Source organism: Belnapia sp. (genome assembly GCF_059504005.1).
In genome coordinates this window covers 124,045-147,662 of sequence record NZ_JCACHU010000025.1, presented here as the reverse complement: position 1 = coordinate 147,662, position 23,618 = coordinate 124,045, and the positions used below count along the sequence as shown (strand labels likewise).

Sequence of the window (23,618 nt, the reverse complement as noted above, 5' to 3'; positions counted from 1 at the left end):
GGCAGTCCTGGCGGGCGGTTACGCCGCCTTCGGCAGGGCGAGGGCGACGCGGCAGAGGCGGGTGGCCACGACGCCGGCCCAGGGGTTCCAGGATGCCGGCGCGGCCTCGCCATCGCCCAGGGCCAGGACGGCCGCCGGGATGGCGGGGTGCTCGGCCGCCTCGTGCCGTTTCACCAGAACATCACGGGCCTCGGCCAGGGTGGTGCCAGGGGTGCCGGTGACCGGGGCCGCCTCGCGGGTGATCGCGCCATTCGCCATCGCTCGTCTCCATCCTGCCCGGGGCCGGGCGGAGGCGAGGCGGGAGGCGCCGCCTAGGCCGCGCCTCCCGCCTCGCCTGGCGCCGGGCCAGGGGCGGGTCTCGCCGTTGCGGGCGGCACCGCATCCGTCGCCGCGGGGGCGAGCGGGGCAGTGCCACGCCTAGGGTGGGGGTCCATCTGTCTCTCTGTCGTCGGGTTGCCGGCGGGAGGCCCCGCGGCGGCGACAGGGGCCATACAGCCCCCGGCGCCCGAGTTCAACACCGGTATCGCAGCGGGTACGGTCGCGTTGGCCCTCAATCGAGCTTGAGGTTGTTGGCGCGGATGATGGCGCCCCAGCCCTGGGTCTCGCCCTCGAGCCAGCTGCGGAAGGCGGCGGGACCCTCGGCGCGGACCTCGCCGCCGAGATCGCCGATGCGCCGCGCCACCTCCGGCTGGGCGAGGACGGCGCGCAGCACCTCGTCCCAGCGGGCGATCATCGGCTGGGGCGTGCCGCCGGGCAGCAGCACGCCCTGCCAGGTGCCGCTGTCGACGGCCGGCCAGCCGAGCTCGCGGAAGGTTGGCAGCGCCGGGAAGGCGGCGAGGCGATGCGCGCCGGAGACGGCGATGCCGCGCAGCGTGCCGTTCTGCACGAAGGGCTGCGTCGCCGTCGCGCCGTTGACGATGAGATTCGCCTCGCCGCTCGCCGCCGCCGCGAGCGCCGCGGCGCCGCCGCGATAGGGGACGAAGACCGGCTCTGTGCCCCAGGCCTGGGTCAGCATCAGCGCGGTCAGGTGGTTGGCGGCGCCGATGCCGGAATGGGCGACGTTCACGCGGGCGGGGTTCGCCTTGGCATAGGCGGTGAGCTCCGCCGCGTCCTTCGCCGGCAAGGTCGGATGCACGGCGAGGATGTAGGGCGCGTAGATCAGCATGGTCGCCGGCGCCAGGTCGCGCCGGACATCGAAGGGCAGGCGGGTGAAGAGGCTCGGCGCCGTCGCCAGGATGCCGGCATCGATCAGCAGGATGGTGTGGCCGTCCGGCGCCGCCTTGGCCACCGCATCGGCGCCCAGGTTGCCGGCGGCGCCCGGCCGGTTCTCCACGACAACGGGCTGGCCGAGCTGCTTCGTCAGCTCCGGCGCCAGGATGCGGGCGAGGATGTCGCTGGTGCCGCCCGGGGCGAAGGGGACGATGACGCGGATGGTGTGGTCGAAGGCAGCCTGGGCCATGGCCCGCCTCGGCGCCGTCGCCGCCAGCAGGGCAGGGGTGGCGAGCAGCAGGTGGCGGCGCGTCGGCATGGTCGTTTCCCCGGGCTTGTTGGGCGCGAGGGTAGCACCCGGGCGGCCGGCGCCAAGCTCAGGGGGCGGGGGTCCAGATCTGCTTCAGGTTGCGGAGGGTGAAGCTGCTGCGGGTATGGCGCACGCCGGGCAGGCGGTAGAGCTTCTCCCGCAGCAGCCGCTCATAGCCAGCCGTGCCGCCGACCGTCACCTTGATGACGTAGTCGTACTCGCCGGTGACGAGCCAGGCCTCCACCACCTCCGGCATGTCGGTCACCGCCTGCTCGAAGCGGCGGAGGCTGTCCTCGTCGTGCCGCTCCATCATCACCTCGATGATGACGGTATCCGGCAGGCCGAGCGCCGCCTGGTCGAGGATCGCCACATAGCCCTTGATGACGCCGGCCTGTTCCAGCCGCTTCACCCGCGTCCAGCAGGGGGAGGGGGAGAGGCCGACCTCCTCGGCCAGCTCGGCATTGGTGAGGCGGGCATTGCGGTGGAGGGCACGGAGGATGCGGCGGTCGATGGCGTCCATGCGCCATGCTATGCGCGCAGCCGGCGGCCGATCCAGGCCCCCGCCCGAGGAGCGCATCCCCTGTCCCGATCGGCGCGCCTGCTCGACCTGCTCCAGGCCCTGCGGCGCCGCCGGCGGCCGGTCCCGGCGGCGGAGCTGGCGCGGGAGCTCGGCGTCTCGCTGCGCACCATCTACCGGGACGTCGCCACGCTGGTGGCCCAGGGTGCGCCGATCGAGGGGGAGGCGGGGCTCGGCTACGTGCTGCGGCCCGGCTTCACCCTGCCGCCGCTCATGTTCACCGAGGCGGAGCTGGATGCGCTGATCCTCGGCCTGCGGCTCGCGGCCCGGCGGGGGGATGCGGCGCTGGAGCGGGCGGCCGAGGATGCGCTCGCCAAGATCGTCGCCGTGCTGCCGGAGGAGCTGGCCGAGGCGGCCGAGGGCAGCGGCTTGCTGGCCGGGCCGGGGGCCGGCACGCCGCATCTGGCGGTGCTGCGCGGGGCGATGCAGGCCGAGCGGAAGCTGCGGTTGCGCTACACGGACAAGCGCGGCGAGGGGTCCGACCGGGTGGTCTGGTCGGTCGCCATCGGCTTCTTCGAGGCGGCGGAGGTCATGGTCGCCTGGTGCGAGCTGCGGCGGGACTTCCGGCATTTCCGCCTCGACCGCATCGCCGAGGCGGCACCGTTGGCGGAGCGGCTGCCGCGGCGGCGGCGGGTGCTGCTGGCGGACTGGCGCGCGGCGGAAGGGATCGACGGCTGAGCTTGTTGCCGGAATCCGACACGACAGGGGCGCAGGAAGGCCGGGCCAGACGGAGACCCGCCCGATGCCCGAGTTCAGCCTTGTTATCCTTTATGTCGACAGTCCGCTCGCCAGCGCGGCCTTCTATGCCGGCCTCCTCGGCCGGGAGCCGTCGGAGGCGTCGCCCGGCTTCGCCATGGTTCCGCTGGCGCCCGGCCTCGGCCTTGGCCTCTGGTCCCGGCCCTCCGTCACGCCCGCGGCGGCGGCGGGCGGGGGCGGCACCGAGCTCGCCTTCACGGCGGCGGATGTGGATGCGGTCCATGCCGCCTGGGCAGCCCGCGGCCTCGCCATGGCGCAGCCCCCGACCGACCTCGACTTCGGCCGCAGCTTCGTCGCCCTCGACCCGGATGGCCGCCGGCTGCGCGTCTTCGCCCCGGCCGCGCCATGAGGCGGGCCTGGATCGCCGTCGCCTGCGCTGAGCATGTGCGACGCGGGCGCGAGGGCGGCTTCCTGCAGGTCTGCCATGGCAAGCCAGGGCCGCTGCGCCGGATCGCGCCGGGGGATGGCGTTGCCTGCTACTCGCCCTCCGTCGGATTCGGCCGCGGGCAGCCATACCGGACCCTCACCGCGGCGGGCATCGTCGCCGAGGGGGAGCCCTTTCCCTTCGACATGGGTGGCGGCTTCCGGCCCTGGCGGCGGCGGGTGGACTGGCAGGCGCTGGCGGGGGTGCCGATCGCGCCGCTGCTGCCGCGGCTCGGCTTCGCGGCGGGGCGGAGGAACTGGGGCCGGGCGCTCCGCTTCGGCCTGCTGGCGATCGCGCCGGAGGATTTCGCCCTGATCCTCGGGGCCATGGCTGCCGGCTTGGCGACGGGGGACGGGCATGGGACCCTGGCGCCATGCCGCGAGAACTCCGCCTGAACGCCTTCGACATGGCCTGCGTGGGCCATATCCAGCACGGGATGTGGACCCATCCGCGCGACCGCTCGGTGGATTACACGAGGCTCAGCTACTGGATGGGCCTGGCCCGGACGCTGGAGCGGGGCCTCTTCGACGGGCTGTTCCTGGCCGATGTGGTCGGCGTCTACGACGTGCTGGGCGGGCGGCCGGATGCGGCCATCCGCAATGCCGTGCAGATCCCGCTGCTCGACCCGCTGATGCTGGTGCCGGCCATGGCGGCGGCGACGACCCATCTCGGCTTCGGCGTCACCTGCAACCTCAGCTACGAGGCGGCGCCGCTCTTCGCCCGGCGGATGGGGACGCTCGATCACCTGACCGCCGGGCGAATCGGCTGGAACATCGTCACCGGCTACCTGGACAGCGCGGCGCGTTCCATGGGGCTGCAGAAGCAGCTGGCGCATGACGACCGCTACGATGCGGCCGAGGCCTTCATGGACCGCGTCTACGCACTTTGGGAAGGCTCCTGGGCAGATGACGCGGTGGTGCGCGACCGGACGGCGGGCGTCTATGCCGACCCGGCCCGGGTGCGGGACGTGGCAGGCGGCGGGCCCTTCCTGGTCGAGCCCTCGCCGCAGCGGACGCCGGTGCTCTACCAGGCCGGCGCCTCGGACCGGGGGCGGGCCTTCGCCGCCCGGCATGCGGAATGCGTCTTCGTCAATTTCGGCCGGCCGGCGGATATAGCCCGCATCACCGCCGACCTCCGGGGGCAGGCTGCGCCGCGGCCGATCCGCATCTTCGCCGGGGCCACGGTGATCGTGGGGCGGACCCGGGCGGAGGCGGAGGAGCTGCTGGCCGAGTACCGGAGCCATGCCAGCGTCGAGGGCGCGCTGGCCCATGCCGCGGCCTCGCTCGGCATCGATTTCGACCGCTTCGGCATCGACGAGCCCATCGAGGTCGCCGCAACGGATGCCATCAGCTCCAATGTCGAGGCTATGCGGCGGGTCTTCGGCCCGGGCTGGACCAAGCGGCACCTGATCGACCAGTTCGTCCTGGGCAGCCGGCAGCGGCCGATCCTGGGCAGTGCCGGGGAGGTGGCGGAGGCGCTGATCGGCTTCGCCGAGGCGGCGGATGTCGATGGCTTCAACCTCGCGCGGACCGTGATGCCGGAGGGGCTGGAGGCGGTGGTCGAGCTGCTCGTGCCCGAATTGCAGGAGCGCGGGGCCTACAAGCGCGGCTATGCGCCGGGGACCTACCGGGAGAAGCTGTTTGGCGCCGGCCCACGGCTCGCTCTACCCCACCCGGCGGCCGCCCAGCGCGGATGATCCTTCTGCATCTTCGGCGATGCAGCATGAAGAACGGAAAGAAACCCCGACAAAAGCGGCTCATTCTTCCACGCTGAAAGGCTGGGCCCGGGGGATTGCCCCGGTGGCCCGGCAGCCCGACATTTCGGGTCAACGACGCGGGAGACGGACCATGGGCAGCATCCTACGCCCCGAAGCGACCCTCGACGACCGCTGGGACAAGTCAGGCGAGACCCTGCTGCTGACCGGCATCCAGGCGCTGGTCCGGCTGCCGCTGGTGCGCCACCAGCTCGACCGCGCGATGGGCTGGAACACCGGCGGCTATATCAGCGGCTATCGCGGCTCCCCGCTCGGCACCTACGACCTGCAGCTGATGAAGCAGGCGAAGCGCCTGGCCGAGGCCAACATTACCGTCCGCCCCGGGCTGAACGAGGACCTGGCGGCGACCGCGGTCTGGGGCAGCCAGCAGGTGGCGCTCTACGGCAACCAGACGGTCGATGGCGTCTTCGGCATCTGGTACGGCAAGGGGCCGGGCGTCGACCGCTCCGGCGACGTGCTGCGGCATGCCAACAGCGCCGGCACCGCGCCGAAGGGCGGCGTGCTGGCGCTGGCCGGCGACGACCCCACCTGCAAGTCGTCGACCATCACCTCGGGCTGCGAGTTCAGCTTCATGGATGTCGAGATGCCGGTGCTCGACCCGGCCGGCGTCCATGAGGTTCTCGACTACGGGCTGAAGGCGATCGACATGTCGCGCTTCGCCGGCCTCTGGGTCGGCATGAAATGCGTGGCCGAGACGATGGACGGCGCGGCCTCCGTCCTGGTCGATCCGGCCGCCTATGCGAGCGTCGCGCCGGACTTCGCCTTCCCGCCGGATGGCGTGCATATCCGCCTGCGCGACCATGCCATCCCGCAGGAACAGCGCCTGCGCCAGGTGAAGCTGCCGGCGGCCATCGCCTTCGCCCGGGCGAACGGGCTGAACCCCATCGTCGTCGACAGCCCGCAGGCGCGCTTCGGCATCGCCGCCCGCGGCAAGGCCTATGCCACGCTGCGCCAGGCGCTGCGCGATGCCGGCATCACCGATGAACTGGCGCGCATGGCGGGCTTGCGCATTTGGAAGGTCGGCCTCGCCTGGCCGCTGGATGCTGAGGCGGCACGGGACTTCGCGCGGGGCCTCGAGGAGGTGCTGGTGGTCGAGGACCGCCGCCCGGTGCTCGAGCCGCAGCTGCGCGACGCGCTCTATCACGAGGTCCAGCGGCCGCGGATCACCGGCAAGACGGACGAGCAGGGCCGGCGCCTGCTCTCCGACCTGCTGGAGCTCGATACCGGCGCGGTGCTGCGGGCGCTCTATGCCCGGCTGCCGCAGGCGCTGCGGACCGAGCAGCTGGCCGCGCGCATCGCCCAGCTCGACGAGCTGGCCAACCTCGCCCTGGCGCCGGTTCATGACCGCGCGCCGCATTTCTGCCCGGGCTGCCCGCACAACACGAGCACCAAGGTCCCCGAGGGCAGCCATGCCATGGCCGGCATCGGCTGCCACACGCTGGCGATCTACATGGACCGCAACACGGACCTGCTGACCCATATGGGCGGCGAGGGCATGCCCTGGCTCGGCATGGCACCCTTCGTCAGCGAGAAGCACATGTTCGCCAATCTCGGCGACGGCACCTATGCTCATTCGGGGAGCCTCGCCATCCGCCAGGCGCTCGCGGCGGGGGCGAACATCACCTACAAGATCCTGGTGAACAGCGCCGTCGCCATGACCGGCGGGCAGACGCCGGAGGGCGAGCTCGGCGTGCCGGAGATCGCGGCGCAGATGGCGGCCGAGGGCGTGCAGAAGATCGTCCTCGTCTCCGACGACCCGGAGCGGCACCAGGACGACCCGCGCATGCCGAAGGGTATCGCCTACCGCCACCGCAGCGAGCTGGATTCGGTGCAGCGCGAGCTGCGCGAGATCCCCGGCGTCTCCGTCCTGATCTACGACCAGCAATGCGCGACGGAGCGGCGGCGCAAGCGCAAGCGCGGCACCCAGGCCGTGGCGCTGAAGCGCGTGGCGATCAACCCGCGCGTCTGCGAGGATTGCGGCGACTGCTCCCGCACCTCCAACTGCCTCGCCGTCGAGCCGATCGAGACCGAGTTCGGCCGCAGGCGCCAGATCGACCAGAGCGCCTGCAACCAGGACCTCTCCTGCGTCGAGGGCTTCTGCCCCTCCTTCGTCACGCTGGTCGGGGCGGAGCCAGTGAAGAAGCCGGTGCCGAAGCCGGGCGAGGCGCTGGCGGAGCCGGTGGTGCCGGAGCCCCGCGCGGGCGAGCCGGCCTGGAACATCCTGCTCGCCGGCGTCGGCGGGCAGGGGGTGACGGCGCTCTCGGCCATCCTCGGCATGGCGGCGCATCTCGAAGGCCGGCCAAGCCGCTCGGTCGACATGCTGGGTCTCGCGCAGAAGGGCGGCGGCGTCTTCGCCCAGCTCCGCATCGGCCGAGCCGGCGCGGCGCCGGAGACGATCGAGGCGCCGCGCATCGGCATGGGCCAGACCGACCTGCTGCTCTCGGCCGACATGGTCGTGGCGCATGGGCGGACGGCGCGGCCGCTGCTCGGCGCCGGGCGCACCGTCGCCGTGCTGAATGCCGACCTGCAGCCGACGGCGCAGTTCGTGAAGGACACGAGCACGAAGTACGACCGCGCCGGCATGCTGGCGAGCATCCAGGGCGCCTGCCGCGAGGTGGTGGCGGTGCCCGGCGTGCATGCGGTGGAGGAGGCCTTCGGCGACCTCATCTACCTCAATGTCTGGCTGCTCGGCATCGCCTTCCAGCGCGGGCTGGTGCCGCTCTCGGCCGAGGCGATCGACCGGGCGCTGGAGCTGAATGGCGCCCAGATCGAGCGCAACAAGGCCGCCTTCGCCCTCGGCCGTGCCGCGGCGCTCGCCCCGCCCGCCCCGGTGGCGCCGGAGGACGAGACGCTCGACGCGCTCGTCGCCCGCCGCACTGCGGAGCTGACGGCCTATCAGAGCGCCGGCTACGCGCGCGGCTATGAGGCTTTTGTGGCCAAGGTCCGTGCCGCCGAGGCGCGCGCGGTGCCGGGCGAGGAGCGGCTGACCCGCGCCGTCGCCACCCAGCTCTACCGGCTGATGGCCTACAAGGACGAGTACGAGGTCGCTCGCCTGCACAACCTGCCGGAATGGCAGGCGCATCTCGCCAGCCACTTCACCGGCACGCAGCGGGTGGAGCTGAACCTGGCGCCGCCGATCCTCGCCAAGACCGACCCGGTGACGGGCCAGCCCCGCAAGATGGCCTTCGGTCCTTGGATGCTCTCGGCCATGCGCCTGCTGCGCCACGGCAAGCTGCTGCGCGGCACGCCGCTCGACCCCTTCGGCCGCACCGAGGAGCGGCGGATGGAGCGCGCCCTGCCCGGCGAGTACCGCGCCGGCGTGGAGCGGCTACTGGCGCTGCTCTCGCCCGAGACCCATGCGCGCATCTGCGACTGGGCCGAGGCGGCGGCGGGCATCAAGGGCTACGGCCATATCAAGGCCCGCAACGCCGCGGCGGCGCGGGCGCGGATGGCGGAGCTGGAGGCGGCGGTCGCGCAGCCGGTGGTGGCGATGGCGGCAGAATAGGCTACATCCGCCCAAGCTGCAGAGACGGCATCCGGAGGACGACCATGCTGCCCGACCAGGCCTTCGAACTGCCCGAGGCGACGCGAGAGCTCCGCGAGACGGCGTTCGGCTTCGCCATGGACACCCTCGCCCCGCGGGCGCTGGAATGGGACCAGGCACGGCACTTCCCGGTGGAAGAGATGCGCGCCGCCGCCGCGCTCGGCATGGCGGCGCTCTATGTGCGCGAGGAGAGCGGCGGGGCCGGGCTCAGCCGGCTCGACGCCGCGGTGGTGTTCGAGGCGCTGGCGATGGGCTGCCCCACCGTCTCGGCCTATCTCTCCATCCACAACATGGTCGCCTGGATGATCGACCGCTTCGGCAACGACGCCCAGCGCAGCCGCTGGCTGCCGGAGCTGATCCCGATGCGCCTCGTCGCCAGCTATGCGCTGACCGAGCCCGGCTCCGGCTCCGACGCCGCGGCGCTGCGGACCCGGGCGCGGCGGGAGGGCGACCACTATATCCTCGACGGGACGAAGCAGTTCATCTCCGGCGCCGGCGAGTCCGACCTCTACCTCACCATGGTGCGGACGGGGGGCGAGGGGCCGGGCGGCGTCTCCGCGCTGCTGATCCCGAAGACCACGCCGGGCCTCTCCTTCGGGGCCAATGAAAAGAAGATGGGCTGGAACGCCCAGCCGACCCGGCAGCTGATCTTCGACGGCGCACGGGTGCAGGCCTCGGCCCTGCTCGGCGAGGAGGGCCAGGGCTTCCGCTTCGCCATGGCGGGGCTGGATGGGGGGCGGCTGAACATCGCCGCCTGCTCGCTCGGCGGGGCGCAGGCAGCGCTCGACAAGGCCCTGGCCTATGTCCAGGAGCGGCAGGCCTTCGGCAGGGCGATCGCCGATTTCCAGAACACGCAGTTCCGCCTCGCCGACATGCGGACGGAGCTGGAGGCGAGCCGGACGCTGCTCTGGCGCGCCTGCGGCAAGCTGGACGCCAAGGCGCCCGATGCCGGCGCCTTCTGCGCCATGGCCAAGCGCTTCGTCACCGATAGCTGCCACAAGGTGGCCGACGACGCGCTGCAGCTGCTCGGCGGCTACGGGTATCTTGCGGAATACGGGATCGAGAAGATCGTCCGCGACCTCCGCGTCCACCGCATCCTCGAGGGTACGAACGAAGTGATGCGGCTGATCATCGCCCGCTCGATGCTCGGCCGGCGATAAGCGGCTTGCCGGAGGCGAGGCGGCTTAGGTACATTTTCGGAATGATATCGCGCTTTCTCCTGCCGCTGCTGCTGATCCTCCTGGCCTGGCCAGCGGCGGCGCAGCAGCGTGCGGTGGTGGTGCCGGCCGAGGCCTCCGTCATCGTGCCGGCACGGGGCGCGGCGGCCATCGCCTCGCCCGGCCTGCCGCGGCGGCCGCGGCGGGCGATCAGCGACCGGGCGCTGCCGGCACCCCGCCCGGCCGAGACGGATGCAACCTCGCTGCTGGTCAGCGTGCCGCTCGGCATCGCCGCGGGTGTGCTGGCGGCGACGCTCGGCGGTGGCGGCGGGGGAGCGGGCGGCGTCTCGGCGCCGGCACGGACGCGGTAGGGCGAAGGCAGGCCAGGTGGAACCACCTGACCGGAGTGACCGGCCTACCCCACCGGGAGGTTGGAGCGGCCTGTAGGGGCCGGCGCGACGGGAAACCGCGCTGGGGCAGGCCGCCGCAGGACGGCCTCGTCCGCAGGCGTGCATCCGGCTTGGAAACAACAGCCCGGAGCATTTTCGGCGAACCCGTGTGAACCGGACATGTCCTAGGGTTTCCGGGTCAGGGCAAAGACCCGCAAGGCGCTCGCCAGCGGCCGTTCCGTACCGGCGCGGGCGGCGTCGACCTCCGTCACCAACGCGGCGAGGCTGCGCTCCTGGCGAGCGGCGACAGCTTCCAGCACCGCCCAGAATTCCGCCTCCAGCGCCACCGAGGTCCGGTGGCCGGCGAGCTGGAAGCTGCGCTTCCGGAGATGCCTCTCCTCACCCATCCAGCGTCGCGCCGGGGGTGACCATGTCCTCCGGCCGGACCCAGCGGTCGAAATCCTCCGGGCTGACATGGCCCAGCTTCTGGGCGGCGTCGCGTAGCGTCAGGTTCTCCTTGAGCGCCAGCTTGCCGATGGCAACCGCCTTGTCGTAGCCGATCCGCGGGTTGAGCGCTGTCACCAGCATCAGCGACTTGGCCAGGTTCTCGGCGATGCGCTCCCGCGCCGGCTCCAGCTTCAGGACCATGTGCTCGGCGAAGCTCTCGGACGCATCGGCCAGCAGGGTCACCGATTGCAGCACGCAATGGATGATCACCGGCTTGAAGACGTTGAGCTCAAGGAAGCTCTGGGCGCCGGCCATGGTGACGGTGGTGGAGTTGCCCATCACCTGGGCGCAGACCATGGTCAGCGCCTCCGCCTGGGTCGGGTTGGTCTTGCCCGGCATGATGGAGGAGGAGAGCCCGTCCGCCGGCACGACCAGCTCGGAGAGGCCGGAGCGTGGTCCGCTGCCGAGCAGGCGCACATCGTTGCCGAGCTTGTTGAGCGAGACGGCGATGACGTTCATCGCCCCCTGCAACTCGACCAGCGCGTCATGCGCGCCCATGCCCTCGAACTTGTTCGGGTTCGGCGCGAAGGCGAGGCCGGTGCGCTCGGCGACGATCTCGCAGAAGACGCGGTCGAAGTCGCGATGGCGGTTGAGGCCGGTGCCGACCGCGGTGCCGCCCTGGGGCAGCATCAGCAGCCGCGGCAGGGTGGCGCGCAGCCGCTCCTGGCCGAGCTCCACCTGACGGGCCCAGGCGCCGGCCTCCTGGCCGAGCGTCACCGGCACCGCATCCATCATGTGGGTCCGGCCCACCTTGATGATATCGGCCCATTCCGCCGCGCGCTGGTTGAGCGCCGCATGCAGCCGGCCGAGGGCGGGGAGCAGGCGGCCCTCTACCGTCTCGGCGGCGGCGATGTGCATCATGGTCGGGAAATTGTCGTTCGAGGACTGGCCGCGATTGACGTGGTCATTGGGGTGGACGGGCTTCCGGCTGCCGAGCGGCTGGCCGAGCATCTCGTTGGCGCGGTTCGAGATGACCTCGTTGGCGTTCATGTTGGTCTGGGTGCCGGAGCCGGTCTGCCAGATCGGCAGGGGGAAATCGGCATCCCGCTTGCCATCGACGATCTCCTGCGCCGCATCCTTGATCGGCCCGACCAGCTCGGCCGGAAGCTCGCCCAGCCGGCCGTTCGCCTCGGCGCAGGCCCATTTGTGCAGGCCGACGGCGCGGATCAGGGCGGGGGTGAAATGCTCCGTGCCGATGCGGAAGAGCTGGCGCGCCCGCTCGGTCTGCGGGCCCCAATAGCGGTCGGCAGGGATGTCGATGGTGCCGAGGCTGTCGGTCTCGGTGCGGGTTTCGGCCATGCTGGCGTCTCCTTGGCGGCGGGGACCGTACATCCCCTTCGCCTGCCAACGTGGTTCACACCCGGCAATCGGCCCGAACGGCGCCGCTGGCGGTCAACATCCCCGTGAGTATGGCCTGCTAGGGCCACCCCCATTCGACTTGAATGGCTTAATCGGAAGTAGTTGCTCGGCCGAACAACAAGCTAAGGCGGGTTGTGTTCGACTTGGCCCACGGAACTCGTTCTAGCGGAGCTTGATGAGCAGTTGCTTCGAGTACTTTTCCTCCTCATGCAGGAGGCGGCGGGCGGCAACAGGCAGGTAGGAACAAATCAGATCGGCGAATTCTTCGGTTACGACGTCGTCGAAGACCAGATGGCACCTGGGGCGACAAGTTCAGCAATACGCGGCAGATAAAGGCGGACTTCCCGCTCGTCATGCGTGGTGTCGCAGAAGATCATCCCGTAGCGCCGGCTGAATGGCATATCGAGCATGTTGCCACGGGTGATGGTGGTGGTGAATTCGAGCAGGTTGTTGCGTCGCAGATTGGCAATGAGGACGGCCAATGAGCCGCCGGGATGGTAGATGGCATCCACCACCACCCGGCGTGAGAACTGCGGCCCGAAATCGAGGCCGAGCATCGCCTTCCACTCCTCGGCGGATGTGATGCCGAAATCCACCGTGTCGAAGACCGGACGCGTCACGGTGTCCCGGTCGCGGAGGCCTGCGCAAATAGCTGAAGTGGAGCGACCGAGCCACGGACCGACCTCAAGGATCGGCCCAGGCGTAACCCGCGCAAGATTTTAAAGCAGAACCAACTCGATATGGCTTGTCCAACCTTCTGGATAAGGATGGGGCAAAGTCGGCAAAGGCCTGAGATCCTCGCGCAACAATGGGCCGCCTGACCAGATTGCATGCTCGATGGTCGCGGCGGCATCGGTGGTGTCGAGAAGGCTCTGATCGGGCATCATATCGGATCCTGCAGTATACCGCGGGAACTTAGCGGAATTTCAGTTCACAATCGATATTAAAATCTTGTGGGTCTTCAAGCTGAGTACGACGACACCTCGATCAGGTTGCCCTCCGGATCCCTGCAATAGACCGAGCCCATGGCGCCCAGCGCGCCCTGGCGGCTGACCGGGCCGAGCTCGATGGTGACGCCGCAGGCATGGAACTGGCCGACGATCTCCTCCGGCGAGACCGCGACGACGAAGCAGAGGTCCTGCGTGCCCGGCTCGCAGCGGGCAGCGGCGATCCATTCGCTGGCCGGCGCATCGGCCGGGCGGAGGTTGATCTTCTGGCCGCCGAATTTCAGCGCGATGCGGGGCGGGGAGCCGAAATCTTCCCGCTCCATGCCGAGGACGCGCTGGTACCAGGAAGCCATGACCTCCAGGTCCCGGCAGTTGATGACGAGGTGGTCCAGCCGGTCGACCGCGAAGCGCATCAGGCGGATCCCTTCTTGGGCAAGCGGGCGGTGACCTCGACCTCGATGCGCATGGCATCGGTCTGCAGCCCAGCATGGATGAGGGTGGAGGCGGGGCGGGCCTTGCCGAGGTGGCGCTTCACCACCGGCCAGCAGGGCTCCCAATCCTCCCGCCGTGGGACGATAAAGAGCACGCGCACCACATCGTCGAGGCTGGCGCCGGCCTCGGCGAGGGCGGCGGCGATGTTGCGGAAGGCCTGGTCGGCCTGCGCCACGACATCATCCTCGATGGTCATGCACGCATAGTCGTAGCCGGTGGTGCCGGAGACCCAGACGTAATCGCCATCGACCACGGCGCGGGAGTAGCCGATCTCCTCCTCGAAGCGGGAGCCGGAGGAGATGTGGATGCGGGGCATGGCGCTCAGGCTCCGGCGCAGGCGGGGAGGGCGGAGCGCTTGCGCGCCGTGGCGGCCGGGAAGCGCTCGAGCTTACCGGCGGGCCGGACCGGCCGCGCCACCAGCTCGCCGCCGCAATTCGGGCAGAGGCCGCCGGGCAGGCGATTGGCGGCGCAATCCCGGCACCAGGTGCACTCGAAGGAGCAGATCAGCGCCTCGCGGCTCTCGGGCGGCAGGTCGCGCCCGCAGCACTCGCAGTTGGGGCGGAGCTCCAGCATCACTCCAGCCCCTTGTAGAAGTCGTTGCCGTCATGTCCCGGCCGAAGGCCGGGATGCGCAACGCCCCTGTCACGAGGGCAACGGGGGACGGGCGCCATCACTCCAGCCCCTCGTAGAAGTCGTTGCCCTTGTCGTCGACGACGATGAACGCAGGAAAATCCTCGACCTCGATGCGCCAGACCGCTTCCATGCCGAGCTCCGGGTATTCCAGCACCTCGACCTTCCGGATGCAGTCCTGCGCCAGCCGCGCCGCCGGCCCGCCGACCGAGCCGAGGTAGAAGCCGCCATGCTGCTTGCAGGCGTTCAGCACCGCCTTGCTGCGGTTGCCCTTGGCCAGCATGACGAGGCTGCCGCCCGCGGCCTGGAAGGCGGCGACATAGCTGTCCATCCGCCCGGCCGTAGTCGGGCCGAAGCTGCCGGTCGCATAGCCCTCCGGCGTCTTGGCCGGGCCGGCGTAATAGACGGGGTGGTCCTTGATGTAGTCCGGCAGGCCCTCGCCGCGGTCCAGCCGCTCCTGCAGCTTGGCATGGGCGATGTCGCGGGCGACGACGACCGTGCCGGTCAGCGAGACCCGGGTCTTGACCGGGTGCTTCGAGAGCTCGGCGCGGATCTCGCTCATCGGCCGGTTCAGGTCGATCCGCACCACGTCACCGCCGAGGATGCTGTCCGTCGCCTCCGGCAGGTACTGCGCCGGGTCGTGCTCGAGCTGCTCGAGGAAGACGCCCTCGGGCGTGATCTTCGCCTTCACCTGCCGGTCGGCCGAGCAGGAGACGCCGATGCCGATGGGCAGGCTTGCGCCATGCCGCGGCAGGCGGATCACCCGCACGTCGTGGCAGAAGTACTTGCCGCCGAACTGCGCACCGATGCCGAGATTCTGCGTCAGCTTGTGGACCTCCGCCTCCAGCTCCGGGTCGCGGATGGCGTGGCCGGACTTGCTGCCCTCCGTGGGCAGGGTGTCGAGCCAGCGCGTCGAGGCCAGCTTCACCGTCTTCAGCGTGGTCTCGGCCGTGGTGCCGCCGATGACGATCGCCAGGTGGTAGGGCGGGCAGGCGCTGGTGCCGAGGGTCTTGATCTTCTCCTCGAGGAAGGCGAGCAGCTTCGGCTTGTTCAGCACCGCGCGCGTCTGCTGGTAAAGGAAGGTCTTGTTGGCGGAGCCGCCGCCCTTCAGGACGAACATCAGGTGCAGCTCGTCGGCATGATGCTCGCCGGGTTGCGCCATGATGGAGAAGTCGACGGGGAGGTTGTTGCCGGTGTTCACCTCCTCGAACATCGAGAGCGGCGCCATCTGCGAGTAGCGCAGGTTGGTCTCGGTATAGGTGCGGTGGACGCCGTAGCTCAGCGCCTCCTCCTCGTCGCCCTCAACCCAGACGCGCTGGCCCTTCTTGCCGAAGACGATGGCGGTGCCGGTGTCCTGGCACATGGGCAGCACGCCGCCGGCGGCGATATTGGCATTCTTCAGCAGGTCGAGGGCGACGAAGCGGTCATTCGCGCTCGCCTCAGGGTCCTGCAGGATCGTGGCAAGCTGCCGGAGATGGCCGGGGCGCAGCAGGTGGGAGACGTCGCGGCAGGCCTGGAAGGCGAGTTCCTCCAGCGCCTGGGCCGGGACCTTCAGCACGGTCCTGCCGTCGACCTCGATGGCGCGGACGCCCTCGATCGGCAGCCGGCGCCAGGGCGTGCCGTCCTCGGCCAGCGGGAACATCGGGCTGTACTGGAAGCCGGAAGGGCGGGCGGGCGCCGATACCGGGCCGGCATCGACGTCTAAGGGAGGGGTCACGGGCGGTCTCCGCGCAGGGGGGCGCCGCGGTCAGGCCACCGGCGGCGCGAACATGACCCCGGGATTAGCCCAGCGGCGAGGCCAAGCCAACCGGCAGAGGATCAGTCGCGGGCCGGCCGGCGGCGGAAGCTGTCGAGGCTGACGACCTGGCTCGGCCCCGCGGCGGCTGCGGCGGCGGCCTCGGGCTCCGGCGTCGCCTCCTCGCGGACGGGCGTGCCCTGGAAGCGGAGGCCGAAGCGGACGGAGGGGTCGGCGAAGGCCGTCAGCGCGGCGAAGGGCACCGTCAGCATGGCCGGGACGCCGCCGAAGGACAGGCCGACGGAAAAGGTGCCCGCCCCCCGATCGACCGAGAGGTCCCAGAACTTGTGCTGCAGCACCACCGTCATCTCCTGCGGATAGCGTGCCCGCAGATGGCCCGGCATGGCGACGCCCGGATGCTCGGTCCGGAAGGTGATGTAGAAATGATGCTCGCCTGGCAGTCCGTGCTTGGCGGCATGCGCCAGCGCATCCTGTACCACGGCACGCAAGGCCTCCTCCGTCCACAGGGCGTAAGGAAGCAGGCTCTCAGGGCGGGCTGACGAATCGCTCATGCATCGGACTCCACCTCCATATAATGCGATTTTCAACGATCACGGAAGTGGGAGTATAAGATCGGCAGAAGGAAAGTGGGGGGCTTCTGTTGCCCGGCGCCCCCCGAGCCGCGCTTACCTATTCCTAGGCAGCGAGTGCGACAGCCTCGCGGCTGTTATCGTTCGCACTTAGAATCGGCCCGATGACGGCGGAACCATGCCGGGCAAAAGCGGTCTCTTTACCACGCGCGTCGAGCCTGTTTCGCCCCCTTATGGTGGAGGCGCCGGGCACTGCCCCCGGGTCCGCAACGATTATTCCAGACCGTGTTTATCACCATAGTCGCCGAAGCGACGGTGCAGACTTAGGCGCTCCAGCCGCCGAATGCGAGGGGGACGCGGCTCATCTCACGGTGAGCCAGGGGACGATGCGCCGGCGCCACATAGGCTTCCGTCGCCGTGGCGCGGCGGGCGGCGCTGGGCTACATCCCGGCTCAGCACAGGGGACCGCGATGCCGCTCACCGACGACCAGCAGCAGGAGATCGAGGCGGCCCGCGCCGCCGAGGGGCGCACCCGCCGCCCCGTCGCGCCGGGGCTGGAGGCGCTGCTCTTCCAGGCCGTGCCGGTGCTGGACCATGGCTTCGTCCGCGTCATCGACTACATGGGCGACGACGCCGCGGTGGTGCAGGCCGCCCGCGTCTCCTATGGCCGCGGCACCCGGGCTGCCAACGAGGACCGGGGGCTGATCCGCTACCTGATGCGGCACCGCCACTCCACGCCCTTCGAGATGTGCGAGATCAAGTTCCATGTGAAGCTGCCGATCTTCATCGCCCGGCAGTGGATCCGCCACCGCACCGCCAACGTGAACGAGTACTCGGCGCGCTACTCCATCCTCGACCGGGAATTCTACATCCCGGCGCCCGACCAGCTCGCCGCGCAGTCCACCGCCAACCGCCAGGGCCGCGGCGCGCTGCTCGAAGGCGAGGAGGCGGTGCGCGTCCTCGACCTGCTGCGCGGCGACGCGATGCAGACCTATGACCACTATGCCTGGATGCTGAACGAGGATGCCGAGGGCAACCCGGCCGACCCCTCCCGCCAGGGCTTGGCGCGCGAGCTGGCGCGGATGAACCTGACGCTCAACACCTATACCCAGTGGTACTGGAAGGCCGACCTCCACAACCTCCTCAACTTCCTCTCGCTCCGCGCTGATGCCCATGCGCAGTACGAGATCCGCGCCTATGCCGATGCTATGCTGGGGCTGGTGAAGGCCTGGGTGCCCGCCTGCCACGAGGCTTTCGTCGACTACCGCATGGGCGCGGCGACGCTCTCGGCCGGGATGCTGGCCATCGTCCGGCGGATGCTGGCCGGCGAGGCGGTGGAGCAGGCGGGCAGCGGCCTCTCCAAGCGCGAATGGCGCGAGCTGATGGAGACGCTGGGGCGCCCCGTCGCATGAGCGGCGCCGCCCGTCCGGCCCTGAAGCCCCGAGCCGCGCGCGCCAGCCGCCCGGCCCCTCGTGCCCCTGTCCCGCGCGCCACCCACGCGCCGGTGCCGGATTCGCCGCTCACCGGCTGGCGCCGTTGGCTCTGGGTCGGCGTGCTGGTCTTCGCCGTGATGATCGGCTTGCCGCTGGCGCATGCGCTGTTCGGTGAGGTCGTGGCGTTGCTCGGTGGGATGATGCTGCTTGGCTTCCTGCTCGGCCGCTGGACGGCGCCGCGGCGATGAGCCTGATCTCCAACGAACGCACCAAACTTTTGGCCAATGCCTTGGACCGCGCCTCGACCGCATGCGTCGCGGTCGGGATCCTGGCTCCTTTGTCGGGTTTGCCGTACGGAACCGGGGTCTTTAGGGAGGCGATACCTCCTTTCTACCTATTGATCGGCTCGGATTGTTGGCTTGCGGGTGCGGTCGCGCTACATGTGTTGGCGCGACGCGTGCTCGCAGGGCTAAAGGGTTGAACGAGTATTACATCATTGCCTTTATCGTCATGCCGGTCGTGGTGGTAATCCTGGGCTGTGTTGCTGTCCGCCTCCACGAACGATCAGAGGATCGGAGCGGCCGCAAGCGTTGACGCGTTGCGGCCCGGGGAGGCACGAGATGACGCAACCGCTCATCGCTACTCGATGACGATGCGCGGCCCGGCCGGTGCCTCCGCCCCACCCAGCTTGGCCCAGAGCCGGTTCGCAATGCGCCGGTAGGTCTGCGCCTCCTCCGTTTCCGGCCTTGCGGCGACGATCGGGGTGCCGGCATCGGCCAGCGTCCGGATCTCGAGCCGCAGCGGCAGCTCGCCCAGGAATTCGACGCCCATTCGCCCCGCCTCGGCCCGCGCCCCGCCATGGCCGAAGAGCTCGTCCCGGTGCCCGCACTTCGGGCAGCAGTAGTAGGACATGTTCTCGATCACCCCGAGCACGGGGACATTGACCTTCTCGAACATCTTCACCCCGCGGCGGGCATCGATCAGCGCCACGTCCTGCGGCGTCGAGACGATGACGGCGCCGGCCAGCGGCACGCGCTGCGACATGGTGAGCTGCGCATCGCCGGTGCCAGGCGGCATGTCGACGACCATGATGTCGAGCGCGCCCCATTCCACCTGGCCCATGAGCTGCTCGAGCGCCCCCATCACCATCGGGCCGCGCCAGATCATCGCCGTCTCCTCTTCGACGAGGAAGCCGATGGACATCGCCTTCAGCCCCCAGCGGCTGATGGGGATGATGCGCTGCCCCTCGGTGCGCGGCCGCTCGCGGGTGCCGAGCATCTGGGGGAGGGAGGGGCCGAAGATGTCGGCATCGAGCAGCCCGACCTTCAGCCCCTCGGCGGCCAGCGCGACGGCCAGGTTCACCGCCGTGGTCGACTTGCCGACGCCGCCCTTGCCGGAGGCGACGGCGACGATCTTCCGCACCTCGGGCAGCAGCATCGGCCCCTGGCCGGCCGGGCCCTTGGGCGCCGGGCGGGGCGGGGCTGCGGGCGCCGCCGGGGCCGGGCGATGCGCCGTCAGCACCGCCGTCGCACTCAGCACGCCGGGCACGGCGGCCGCGGCTTGCTCGGCGGCGAGGCGCAGCGGCTCCATCTGCGGCGCCCGCTCGCGCGCCACGGCAAGGGCGAACTGGACGAGCCCGTCCCGGGCCGCCAGCCCCTGCACCATGCCGGAGGAGATGATGTCCTGCCCGGTCGCCGGATCCCGCACCGCCCGCAGCGCATTCCGCACCGTGTCGACCAGTTGTTCGGACATCGCTTGAAAACCCCTCGTTTCTGGCCAATATCGCGGCGGCCTGGGCCGCTGAGCAGCGTGCGGGCACCCGTCGCCCGGCCGGGCGTGTCATATGGCCGGGTGCCGTCGCGCATCCAGCCCCAAACGTGCCGTGACGGTGCGTTCAGGCTCCTGCCGGCGGCCAAACAATAAGGTGGAGGCCGGACCAAACGATGGCGCTGAACAGTGGCGGACCCAGCCCCTGGGGAAATCCCCGACCGGGCGGGCCGTGGGGGACACCTCCACCCGGGCCTCCGGGGGGCGGCCGCGGCCCGGGCGGGCCGGGACCCGACCTCGACGACCTGATCCGCCGTGGGCAGGACTGGGTGCGCGGCTTCCTGCGCACGCCGCGGGGCGGCGGCAGCGGGCGCGTCGCCGCGCTGCTGGCCGTGCTCGTCCTCGGCGTCTGGGCGGCGAGCGGCTTCTACCGTGTCCAGCCCGACGAAGAGGGCGTGGTGCTGCGCTTCGGCGCCTACAACCGCAATGCCCCGCCAGGCCTGAACTACCACATCCCCTGGCCGGTCGAGACGGCGCTGACGCCGCGCGTCACGACGGAGAACCTGGTCTTCATCGGCTTCCGCTCGGCCGATGCCAGCGCCCCGCGCGCCGGCGCCGGCGCCGGCCGTGACGTGCGGGAGGAGTCGCTGATGCTGACCGGCGACGAGAACATCATCGACATCGACTTCGTGGTGCGCTGGCGCGTCCGCGATGCCGCCGAGTTCCTGTTCAACACCCGCAACCCGGAGAGCACCATCAAGTCGGCCGCCGAGAGCATGATGCGCGAGGTGATCGGCCGCACGCCGATCCAGCCGGCGCTGACCGAGGCGCGCGCCCAGATCGAGACCCAGGTGGCCCAGGGCACCCAGGCGATCCTCGACCAGTACAGAGCGGGCGTGGTCGTCACACAGGTGCAGCTGCAGAAGGTCGACCCGCCCGCCGAGGTGATCGAGGCCTTCCGTGACGTCCAGCGCGCCGCCGCCGACAAGGAGCGGTCCCGCAACGAGGCCGAGGGCTACCGCAACGACATCATCCCCCGCGCCCGCGGCGAGGCGGAGCGGATGATCCAGGAGGCCCAGGGCTACCGTGACAGCCAGGAGGCCCGCGCCAAAGGCGAGGCGACGCGCTTCATCAGCGTGCTCGGCGCCTATCACCAGGCGCAGGACATCACCATGCGCCGGCTCTATCTCGAGACCATGGAGGAGATCCTGCGGCGCAACCCGAAGATCGTCGTCGATGACCGGCTGCAGGGGCTGGTGCCCTTCCTGAACCTGACCGACCCGCCGGTGCGCGGCGGCAACCGCCCGGCGCCTGCCGCGCCGGCGCTGCCAGGCCTGCAGCGCGGCGCCCAGCCGCAGGGAGCCACGCGATGAACCGCCTTGCCATTCCGGCCATCGTGCTGCTGGTGCTGCTCTTCGCCGTGGCCTCCTCGCTGTTCACGGTCCACCAGACCCAGCAGGTGCTGATCACCCAGTTCGGCGAGCCTCGCCGAGTGGTGCGCGACCCGGGGCTGAACATGAAGGTGCCCTTCATCCAGACGGTCATCGCCTTCGACCGCCGCCTGCTCGACTTCGATGCGCAGGGGCAGGAGGTCATCCTCGGCGACCAGCGGCGGATCGTGGTGGACACCTTCACCCGCTACCGCATCACCGACCCGCTGCGCTTCTACCAGACGGTGGGCGCGACGGAGAACGGCATCCGGCTGCGGCTCGGGCCGATCGTCTCCTCGACCTTGCGGAACACCCTCGGCAGCGAGACGCTGCTCGCGGTCCTCTCGGCCGACCGCGCCCGGATCATGGGCGAGATCCGCCAGCGGGTGAACAGCGAGGCGCAGAGCTTCGGCATCGAGGTGACGGATGTCCGCATCCGCCGCGCCGACCTGCCGGAGGAGAACACCCAGGCCATCCTGTCCCGCATGCAATCGGAGCGCGAGCGCGTCGCCCGGGAGCAGCGGGCGGAGGGCGCCGAGCAGGCCCAGCGCATCCGCGCCGCGGCCGAGCGCGACCGGACGGTGCTGCTGGCCGAGGCGCAGTCCCAGGCCGAGATCCTGCGCGGCCAGGGCGAGCAGACCGCCATCCGCATCTTCGCCCAGGCCTTCCAGCAGGACCCGGAATTCTTCCAGTTTTGGCGGACCATGCAGGCGATGCGGGAGGCCTTCTCCGACGGCGACACCCGCCTGCTGCTGAGCCCGGACAGCGACTTCTTCAAGTATTTCCGGAGCATCCCGACCCAGGGCGGGGCTCGGACGCCCTGACCGGCAGGGGCGCGGTGCCGGGCCCGCGTCCCGCCTTCCCCCGGCTGGCGCATTGGGTGCCAGCCACCATCTGCCATAGCCTGTCGTTCAGCCTTTCCGGCGGGTGCCGCGTTGCACCGGCATTCTTTCGCAATCGAGGTGTCCCCGATGCGCCTAGCCCATCCCGTTCTCGCCCTGCTGATCGCCGGCCTGCCGGCGCTGGCCCAGGGCCAGCCCGCGCCGGTCGCGCCCGCGCCGGTGGCGCCGCTCCCCGCCCCGCCGGCGGCGGCGCCACCCGCCAATGCGCCGGCGGCGACGCCGATGCGGGATGTGCCGCCCTCCTTCGCCCCGCTCGCCCGGCAGTTGCTGCCGGCGGTGGTCAACATCTCGACCACGCAGAATGTCCAGGCCCGGGCCAACCGTCCGGATGCGCCGGACATGCCGCAGGCCCCGCCCGGCAGCCCCTTCGAGGAATTCTTCCGGGACTTCTTCAACCGCAACCGTCCCGGCCAGGGGCCGGGGCAGGGCCAGGACCAGCCGCAGCGGCCGCGCCGGGCGCAGTCGCTCGGCTCCGGCTTCATCATCGACACCAGCGGCATCGTGGTGACCAACAATCACGTCATCGACGGCGCGGATGAGATCAACGTCATCCTGCAGGACAACACGACGATCCGGGCGGAGCTGCTGGGGACCGACCCGCGCACCGACCTCGCGGTGCTACGGATCAAGACCGACAAGCCGCTGCACGCGGTGCAGTTCGGCGACAGCGACAGCGCCCAGGTGGGCGACTGGGTGCTGGCGATCGGCAACCCCTTCGGCCTCGGTGGGACGCTGACGGCCGGCATCGTCTCGGCTCGGGGGCGTGACATCCGCCAGGGGATGTATGACGACTTCATCCAGACTGATGCCGCCATCAACCGCGGCAATTCCGGCGGGCCGCTGTTCAACCTCGAAGGCCAGGTGGTCGGCATCAACACGGCGATCTACTCGCCCTCCGGCGGGTCGATCGGCATCGGCTTCTCCATCCCCTCCAACCTCGCGCGCAACATCACCGCCCAGCTCCGCGAGACGGGCAAGGTGCGGCGCGGCTGGCTCGGCGTGAACATCCAGCAGGTGACGGACGAGATCGCCGAGAGCCTCGGCCTGCAGGGCGGCGGCCGCGGCGCGCTGGTGGCCCGCGCCCAGGAGGACGGGCCGGCGGCCAAGGCCGGCATCCGCAACGGCGACGTGGTCCTCCGCTTCAATGGCCAGGAGGTGCGCGAGATGCGCACCCTGCCACGCATCGTGGCGGAGACGCCGGTCGGCCGGCCGGTGCCGGTGGTGGTGTGGCGCGACGGGCGCGAGCAGACGGTCAACGTCACCGTGGGCGAGCTGCCGGCCGAGCCGCAGCAGGCCGCGGCGACGCCTGCGCCGCAGGCAAGCCGGCCGACGGAGCTGTCCGGTCTCGGCCTCCGCGTGGCGCCGATCTCGCCCGAGACGCGGGAGCGCTTCAGCCTGAAGCCGGACCAGCGCGGCGTCGTCATCATGGAGGTGGCGCCCGACAGCCCGGCCGCCGAGCGCGAGCTGCGTGCGGGCGACGTGATCGTCGAGGTGCAGCAGGAGCGGGTGACGACGCCGCAGGAGGTCCAGTCGAAGCTGGAGCAGCTCCGCCGGCAGAATCGCCCGAGCGCGCTGCTGCTGATCGAGACGGCCCAGGGCCAGCGCTTCGTCCCGCTGCGGCTGCGCGGCGAGCGGGGCAGCCCGGGCTGATCAGGCTACGGGTCGCGGGCTTGAGCAAACTCACCG

General features: G+C 70.8%; 25 protein-coding genes and 1 other RNA gene. 12 read left to right on the top strand and 14 right to left on the bottom strand.

The genetic code is table 11. From position 1 onward, the window contains the following. Positions 1-18 precede the first annotated feature (18 nt). The 3 genes from AC5JJ1_RS04655 to AC5JJ1_RS04645 form a co-directional block, all read right to left on the bottom strand. Entirely contained in the window at positions 19-258 is a 240-nt protein-coding gene (locus tag AC5JJ1_RS04655; protein WP_495783946.1) for a hypothetical protein, read from the bottom strand. A gap of 292 nt (positions 259-550) precedes the next feature. Further along, a complete protein-coding gene (locus AC5JJ1_RS04650) occupies positions 551-1,528 on the bottom strand; it encodes a Bug family tripartite tricarboxylate transporter substrate binding protein (RefSeq protein WP_495783945.1) in 978 nt (325 codons plus the stop codon). A 58-nt stretch (positions 1,529-1,586) separates the two neighbouring features. Further along, a complete protein-coding gene (locus AC5JJ1_RS04645; protein ID WP_495783944.1) occupies positions 1,587-2,039 on the bottom strand; it encodes an Lrp/AsnC family transcriptional regulator in 453 nt (150 codons plus the stop codon). Here AC5JJ1_RS04645 and AC5JJ1_RS04640 point away from each other — a divergent pair. From AC5JJ1_RS04640 to AC5JJ1_RS04610, 7 genes are all read left to right on the top strand, one after another. After that, complete coding sequence (locus tag AC5JJ1_RS04640) at positions 2,001-2,774, top strand: helix-turn-helix transcriptional regulator (protein WP_495783943.1); 774 nt, start codon at positions 2,001-2,003, stop codon at positions 2,772-2,774. The genes AC5JJ1_RS04645 and AC5JJ1_RS04640 overlap by 39 nt on opposite strands. A 64-nt stretch (positions 2,775-2,838) precedes the next feature. Beyond that, positions 2,839-3,201, top strand: a complete 363-nt coding sequence (locus tag AC5JJ1_RS04635) for a VOC family protein (protein ID WP_495783942.1) — start codon at positions 2,839-2,841, stop codon at positions 3,199-3,201. Next, positions 3,198-3,671, top strand: a complete 474-nt coding sequence (locus AC5JJ1_RS04630) for an EVE domain-containing protein (protein WP_495783941.1) — start codon at positions 3,198-3,200, stop codon at positions 3,669-3,671. The genes AC5JJ1_RS04635 and AC5JJ1_RS04630 overlap by 4 nt, the downstream gene beginning before the upstream one ends. Continuing rightward, positions 3,650-4,972, top strand: a complete 1,323-nt coding sequence (locus tag AC5JJ1_RS04625) for an LLM class flavin-dependent oxidoreductase (protein WP_495783940.1) — start codon at positions 3,650-3,652, stop codon at positions 4,970-4,972. The genes AC5JJ1_RS04630 and AC5JJ1_RS04625 overlap by 22 nt, the downstream gene beginning before the upstream one ends. A 151-nt stretch (positions 4,973-5,123) precedes the next feature. After that, positions 5,124-8,555 (top strand): indolepyruvate ferredoxin oxidoreductase family protein, encoded by a 3,432-nt coding sequence (locus tag AC5JJ1_RS04620; RefSeq protein ID WP_495783939.1) that lies wholly within the window; start codon positions 5,124-5,126, stop codon positions 8,553-8,555. A gap of 44 nt (positions 8,556-8,599) precedes the next feature. Further along, a complete protein-coding gene (locus tag AC5JJ1_RS04615; RefSeq protein ID WP_495783938.1) occupies positions 8,600-9,754 on the top strand; it encodes an acyl-CoA dehydrogenase family protein in 1,155 nt (384 codons plus the stop codon). Between the two features lie 41 nt (positions 9,755-9,795). Further along, positions 9,796-10,122, top strand: coding sequence for a hypothetical protein (locus tag AC5JJ1_RS04610; protein ID WP_495783937.1), 327 nt, complete (start codon positions 9,796-9,798; stop codon positions 10,120-10,122). A 203-nt stretch (positions 10,123-10,325) separates the two neighbouring features. Here AC5JJ1_RS04610 and AC5JJ1_RS04605 read toward each other — a convergent pair whose 3' ends face one another. The 10 genes from AC5JJ1_RS04605 to ssrA form a co-directional block, all read right to left on the bottom strand. Then, the gene (locus AC5JJ1_RS04605; RefSeq protein WP_495783936.1) at positions 10,326-10,547 is read right to left on the bottom strand and encodes a ribbon-helix-helix domain-containing protein; all 222 of its coding nucleotides are present in this window, start codon (positions 10,545-10,547) and stop codon (positions 10,326-10,328) included. Further along, the gene (locus AC5JJ1_RS04600; RefSeq protein WP_495783935.1) at positions 10,540-11,946 is read right to left on the bottom strand and encodes a class II fumarate hydratase; all 1,407 of its coding nucleotides are present in this window, start codon (positions 11,944-11,946) and stop codon (positions 10,540-10,542) included. The genes AC5JJ1_RS04605 and AC5JJ1_RS04600 overlap by 8 nt, the downstream gene beginning before the upstream one ends. 329 nt (positions 11,947-12,275) lie before the next feature. Further along, positions 12,276-12,698, bottom strand: a complete 423-nt coding sequence (locus AC5JJ1_RS04595) for a class I SAM-dependent methyltransferase (protein WP_495783983.1) — start codon at positions 12,696-12,698, stop codon at positions 12,276-12,278. Positions 12,699-12,725: 27 nt separating this feature from the next. Then, a complete protein-coding gene (locus AC5JJ1_RS04590) occupies positions 12,726-12,893 on the bottom strand; it encodes a hypothetical protein (protein WP_495783934.1) in 168 nt (55 codons plus the stop codon). Positions 12,894-12,967: 74 nt separating this feature from the next. After that, positions 12,968-13,366, bottom strand: coding sequence for a VOC family protein (locus AC5JJ1_RS04585; protein WP_495783933.1), 399 nt, complete (start codon positions 13,364-13,366; stop codon positions 12,968-12,970). Beyond that, on the bottom strand, positions 13,366-13,761 hold the full coding sequence (locus AC5JJ1_RS04580) for a RidA family protein (protein WP_495783932.1): 396 nt from the start codon (positions 13,759-13,761) through the stop codon (positions 13,366-13,368). The genes AC5JJ1_RS04585 and AC5JJ1_RS04580 overlap by 1 nt, the downstream gene beginning before the upstream one ends. A gap of 5 nt (positions 13,762-13,766) precedes the next feature. Then, the gene (locus tag AC5JJ1_RS04575; protein WP_495783931.1) at positions 13,767-14,018 is read right to left on the bottom strand and encodes a DUF1272 domain-containing protein; all 252 of its coding nucleotides are present in this window, start codon (positions 14,016-14,018) and stop codon (positions 13,767-13,769) included. A 97-nt stretch (positions 14,019-14,115) separates the two neighbouring features. Beyond that, complete coding sequence (locus tag AC5JJ1_RS04570) at positions 14,116-15,717, bottom strand: fumarate hydratase (protein ID WP_495783982.1); 1,602 nt, start codon at positions 15,715-15,717, stop codon at positions 14,116-14,118. Positions 15,718-15,893: 176 nt separating this feature from the next. Further along, positions 15,894-16,382: an SspB family protein gene (locus AC5JJ1_RS04565; RefSeq protein ID WP_495783930.1), complete on the bottom strand. Its 489-nt coding sequence runs from the start codon at positions 16,380-16,382 to the stop codon at positions 15,894-15,896. A 74-nt stretch (positions 16,383-16,456) separates the two neighbouring features. Next, positions 16,457-16,753, bottom strand: a transfer-messenger RNA (tmRNA) gene (ssrA, locus tag AC5JJ1_RS04560). A 117-nt stretch (positions 16,754-16,870) separates the two neighbouring features. Between ssrA and thyX the strand changes: the two genes are divergently transcribed. Next, positions 16,871-17,812 (top strand): FAD-dependent thymidylate synthase, encoded by a 942-nt coding sequence (thyX, locus tag AC5JJ1_RS04555; RefSeq protein ID WP_495783929.1) that lies wholly within the window; start codon positions 16,871-16,873, stop codon positions 17,810-17,812. Between the two features lie 92 nt (positions 17,813-17,904). Then, positions 17,905-18,081 carry a hypothetical protein gene (locus AC5JJ1_RS04550; protein ID WP_495783928.1) on the top strand — a complete coding sequence of 59 codons (177 nt, stop codon included), beginning with the start codon at positions 17,905-17,907 and terminating at the stop codon, positions 18,079-18,081. 391 nt (positions 18,082-18,472) lie between these two features. Here the strand turns inward: AC5JJ1_RS04550 and AC5JJ1_RS04545 are convergent, their stop codons facing one another. Next, a complete protein-coding gene (locus AC5JJ1_RS04545; protein WP_495783927.1) occupies positions 18,473-19,585 on the bottom strand; it encodes an Mrp/NBP35 family ATP-binding protein in 1,113 nt (370 codons plus the stop codon). A gap of 344 nt (positions 19,586-19,929) precedes the next feature. Between AC5JJ1_RS04545 and hflK the strand changes: the two genes are divergently transcribed. The 3 genes from hflK to AC5JJ1_RS04530 all read left to right on the top strand — a co-directional run bounded on the left by hflK (position 19,930) and on the right by AC5JJ1_RS04530 (position 23,582). After that, a complete protein-coding gene (hflK, locus tag AC5JJ1_RS04540; RefSeq protein WP_495783926.1) occupies positions 19,930-20,973 on the top strand; it encodes an FtsH protease activity modulator HflK in 1,044 nt (347 codons plus the stop codon). Continuing rightward, the gene (gene hflC / locus AC5JJ1_RS04535) at positions 20,970-21,854 is read left to right on the top strand and encodes a protease modulator HflC (protein ID WP_495783925.1); all 885 of its coding nucleotides are present in this window, start codon (positions 20,970-20,972) and stop codon (positions 21,852-21,854) included. Before hflK ends, hflC begins: the two co-directional genes overlap by 4 nt. A 147-nt stretch (positions 21,855-22,001) precedes the next feature. Then, on the top strand, positions 22,002-23,582 hold the full coding sequence (locus tag AC5JJ1_RS04530; RefSeq protein WP_495783924.1) for a DegQ family serine endoprotease: 1,581 nt from the start codon (positions 22,002-22,004) through the stop codon (positions 23,580-23,582). Positions 23,583-23,618 lie beyond the last annotated feature (36 nt).

Excerpts from the sequence above, each read along its gene's own strand:
- AC5JJ1_RS04655 (WP_495783946.1), bottom strand. The coding sequence starts at position 258 with ATGGCGAATGGCGCGATCACCCGCGAGGCGGCCCCGGTCACCGGCACC.
- AC5JJ1_RS04650 (WP_495783945.1), bottom strand. The coding sequence starts at position 1,528 with ATGCCGACGCGCCGCCACCTGCTGCTCGCCACCCCTGCCCTGCTGGCG.
- AC5JJ1_RS04645 (WP_495783944.1), bottom strand. The coding sequence starts at position 2,039 with ATGGACGCCATCGACCGCCGCATCCTCCGTGCCCTCCACCGCAATGCC.
- AC5JJ1_RS04635 (WP_495783942.1), top strand. The coding sequence starts at position 2,839 with ATGCCCGAGTTCAGCCTTGTTATCCTTTATGTCGACAGTCCGCTCGCC.
- AC5JJ1_RS04630 (WP_495783941.1), top strand. The coding sequence starts at position 3,198 with ATGAGGCGGGCCTGGATCGCCGTCGCCTGCGCTGAGCATGTGCGACGC.
- AC5JJ1_RS04625 (WP_495783940.1), top strand. The coding sequence starts at position 3,650 with ATGCCGCGAGAACTCCGCCTGAACGCCTTCGACATGGCCTGCGTGGGC.
- AC5JJ1_RS04620 (WP_495783939.1), top strand. The coding sequence starts at position 5,124 with ATGGGCAGCATCCTACGCCCCGAAGCGACCCTCGACGACCGCTGGGAC.
- AC5JJ1_RS04615 (WP_495783938.1), top strand. The coding sequence starts at position 8,600 with ATGCTGCCCGACCAGGCCTTCGAACTGCCCGAGGCGACGCGAGAGCTC.
- AC5JJ1_RS04610 (WP_495783937.1), top strand. The coding sequence starts at position 9,796 with ATGATATCGCGCTTTCTCCTGCCGCTGCTGCTGATCCTCCTGGCCTGG.
- AC5JJ1_RS04605 (WP_495783936.1), bottom strand. The coding sequence starts at position 10,547 with ATGGGTGAGGAGAGGCATCTCCGGAAGCGCAGCTTCCAGCTCGCCGGC.
- AC5JJ1_RS04600 (WP_495783935.1), bottom strand. The coding sequence starts at position 11,946 with ATGGCCGAAACCCGCACCGAGACCGACAGCCTCGGCACCATCGACATC.
- AC5JJ1_RS04590 (WP_495783934.1), bottom strand. The coding sequence starts at position 12,893 with ATGATGCCCGATCAGAGCCTTCTCGACACCACCGATGCCGCCGCGACC.
- AC5JJ1_RS04585 (WP_495783933.1), bottom strand. The coding sequence starts at position 13,366 with ATGCGCTTCGCGGTCGACCGGCTGGACCACCTCGTCATCAACTGCCGG.
- AC5JJ1_RS04580 (WP_495783932.1), bottom strand. The coding sequence starts at position 13,761 with ATGCCCCGCATCCACATCTCCTCCGGCTCCCGCTTCGAGGAGGAGATC.
- AC5JJ1_RS04575 (WP_495783931.1), bottom strand. The coding sequence starts at position 14,018 with ATGCTGGAGCTCCGCCCCAACTGCGAGTGCTGCGGGCGCGACCTGCCG.
- AC5JJ1_RS04570 (WP_495783982.1), bottom strand. The coding sequence starts at position 15,717 with ATGTTCCCGCTGGCCGAGGACGGCACGCCCTGGCGCCGGCTGCCGATC.
- AC5JJ1_RS04565 (WP_495783930.1), bottom strand. The coding sequence starts at position 16,382 with ATGAGCGATTCGTCAGCCCGCCCTGAGAGCCTGCTTCCTTACGCCCTG.
- thyX (WP_495783929.1), top strand. The coding sequence starts at position 16,871 with ATGCCGCTCACCGACGACCAGCAGCAGGAGATCGAGGCGGCCCGCGCC.
- AC5JJ1_RS04545 (WP_495783927.1), bottom strand. The coding sequence starts at position 19,585 with ATGTCCGAACAACTGGTCGACACGGTGCGGAATGCGCTGCGGGCGGTG.
- hflC (WP_495783925.1), top strand. The coding sequence starts at position 20,970 with ATGAACCGCCTTGCCATTCCGGCCATCGTGCTGCTGGTGCTGCTCTTC.
- AC5JJ1_RS04530 (WP_495783924.1), top strand. The coding sequence starts at position 22,002 with ATGCGCCTAGCCCATCCCGTTCTCGCCCTGCTGATCGCCGGCCTGCCG.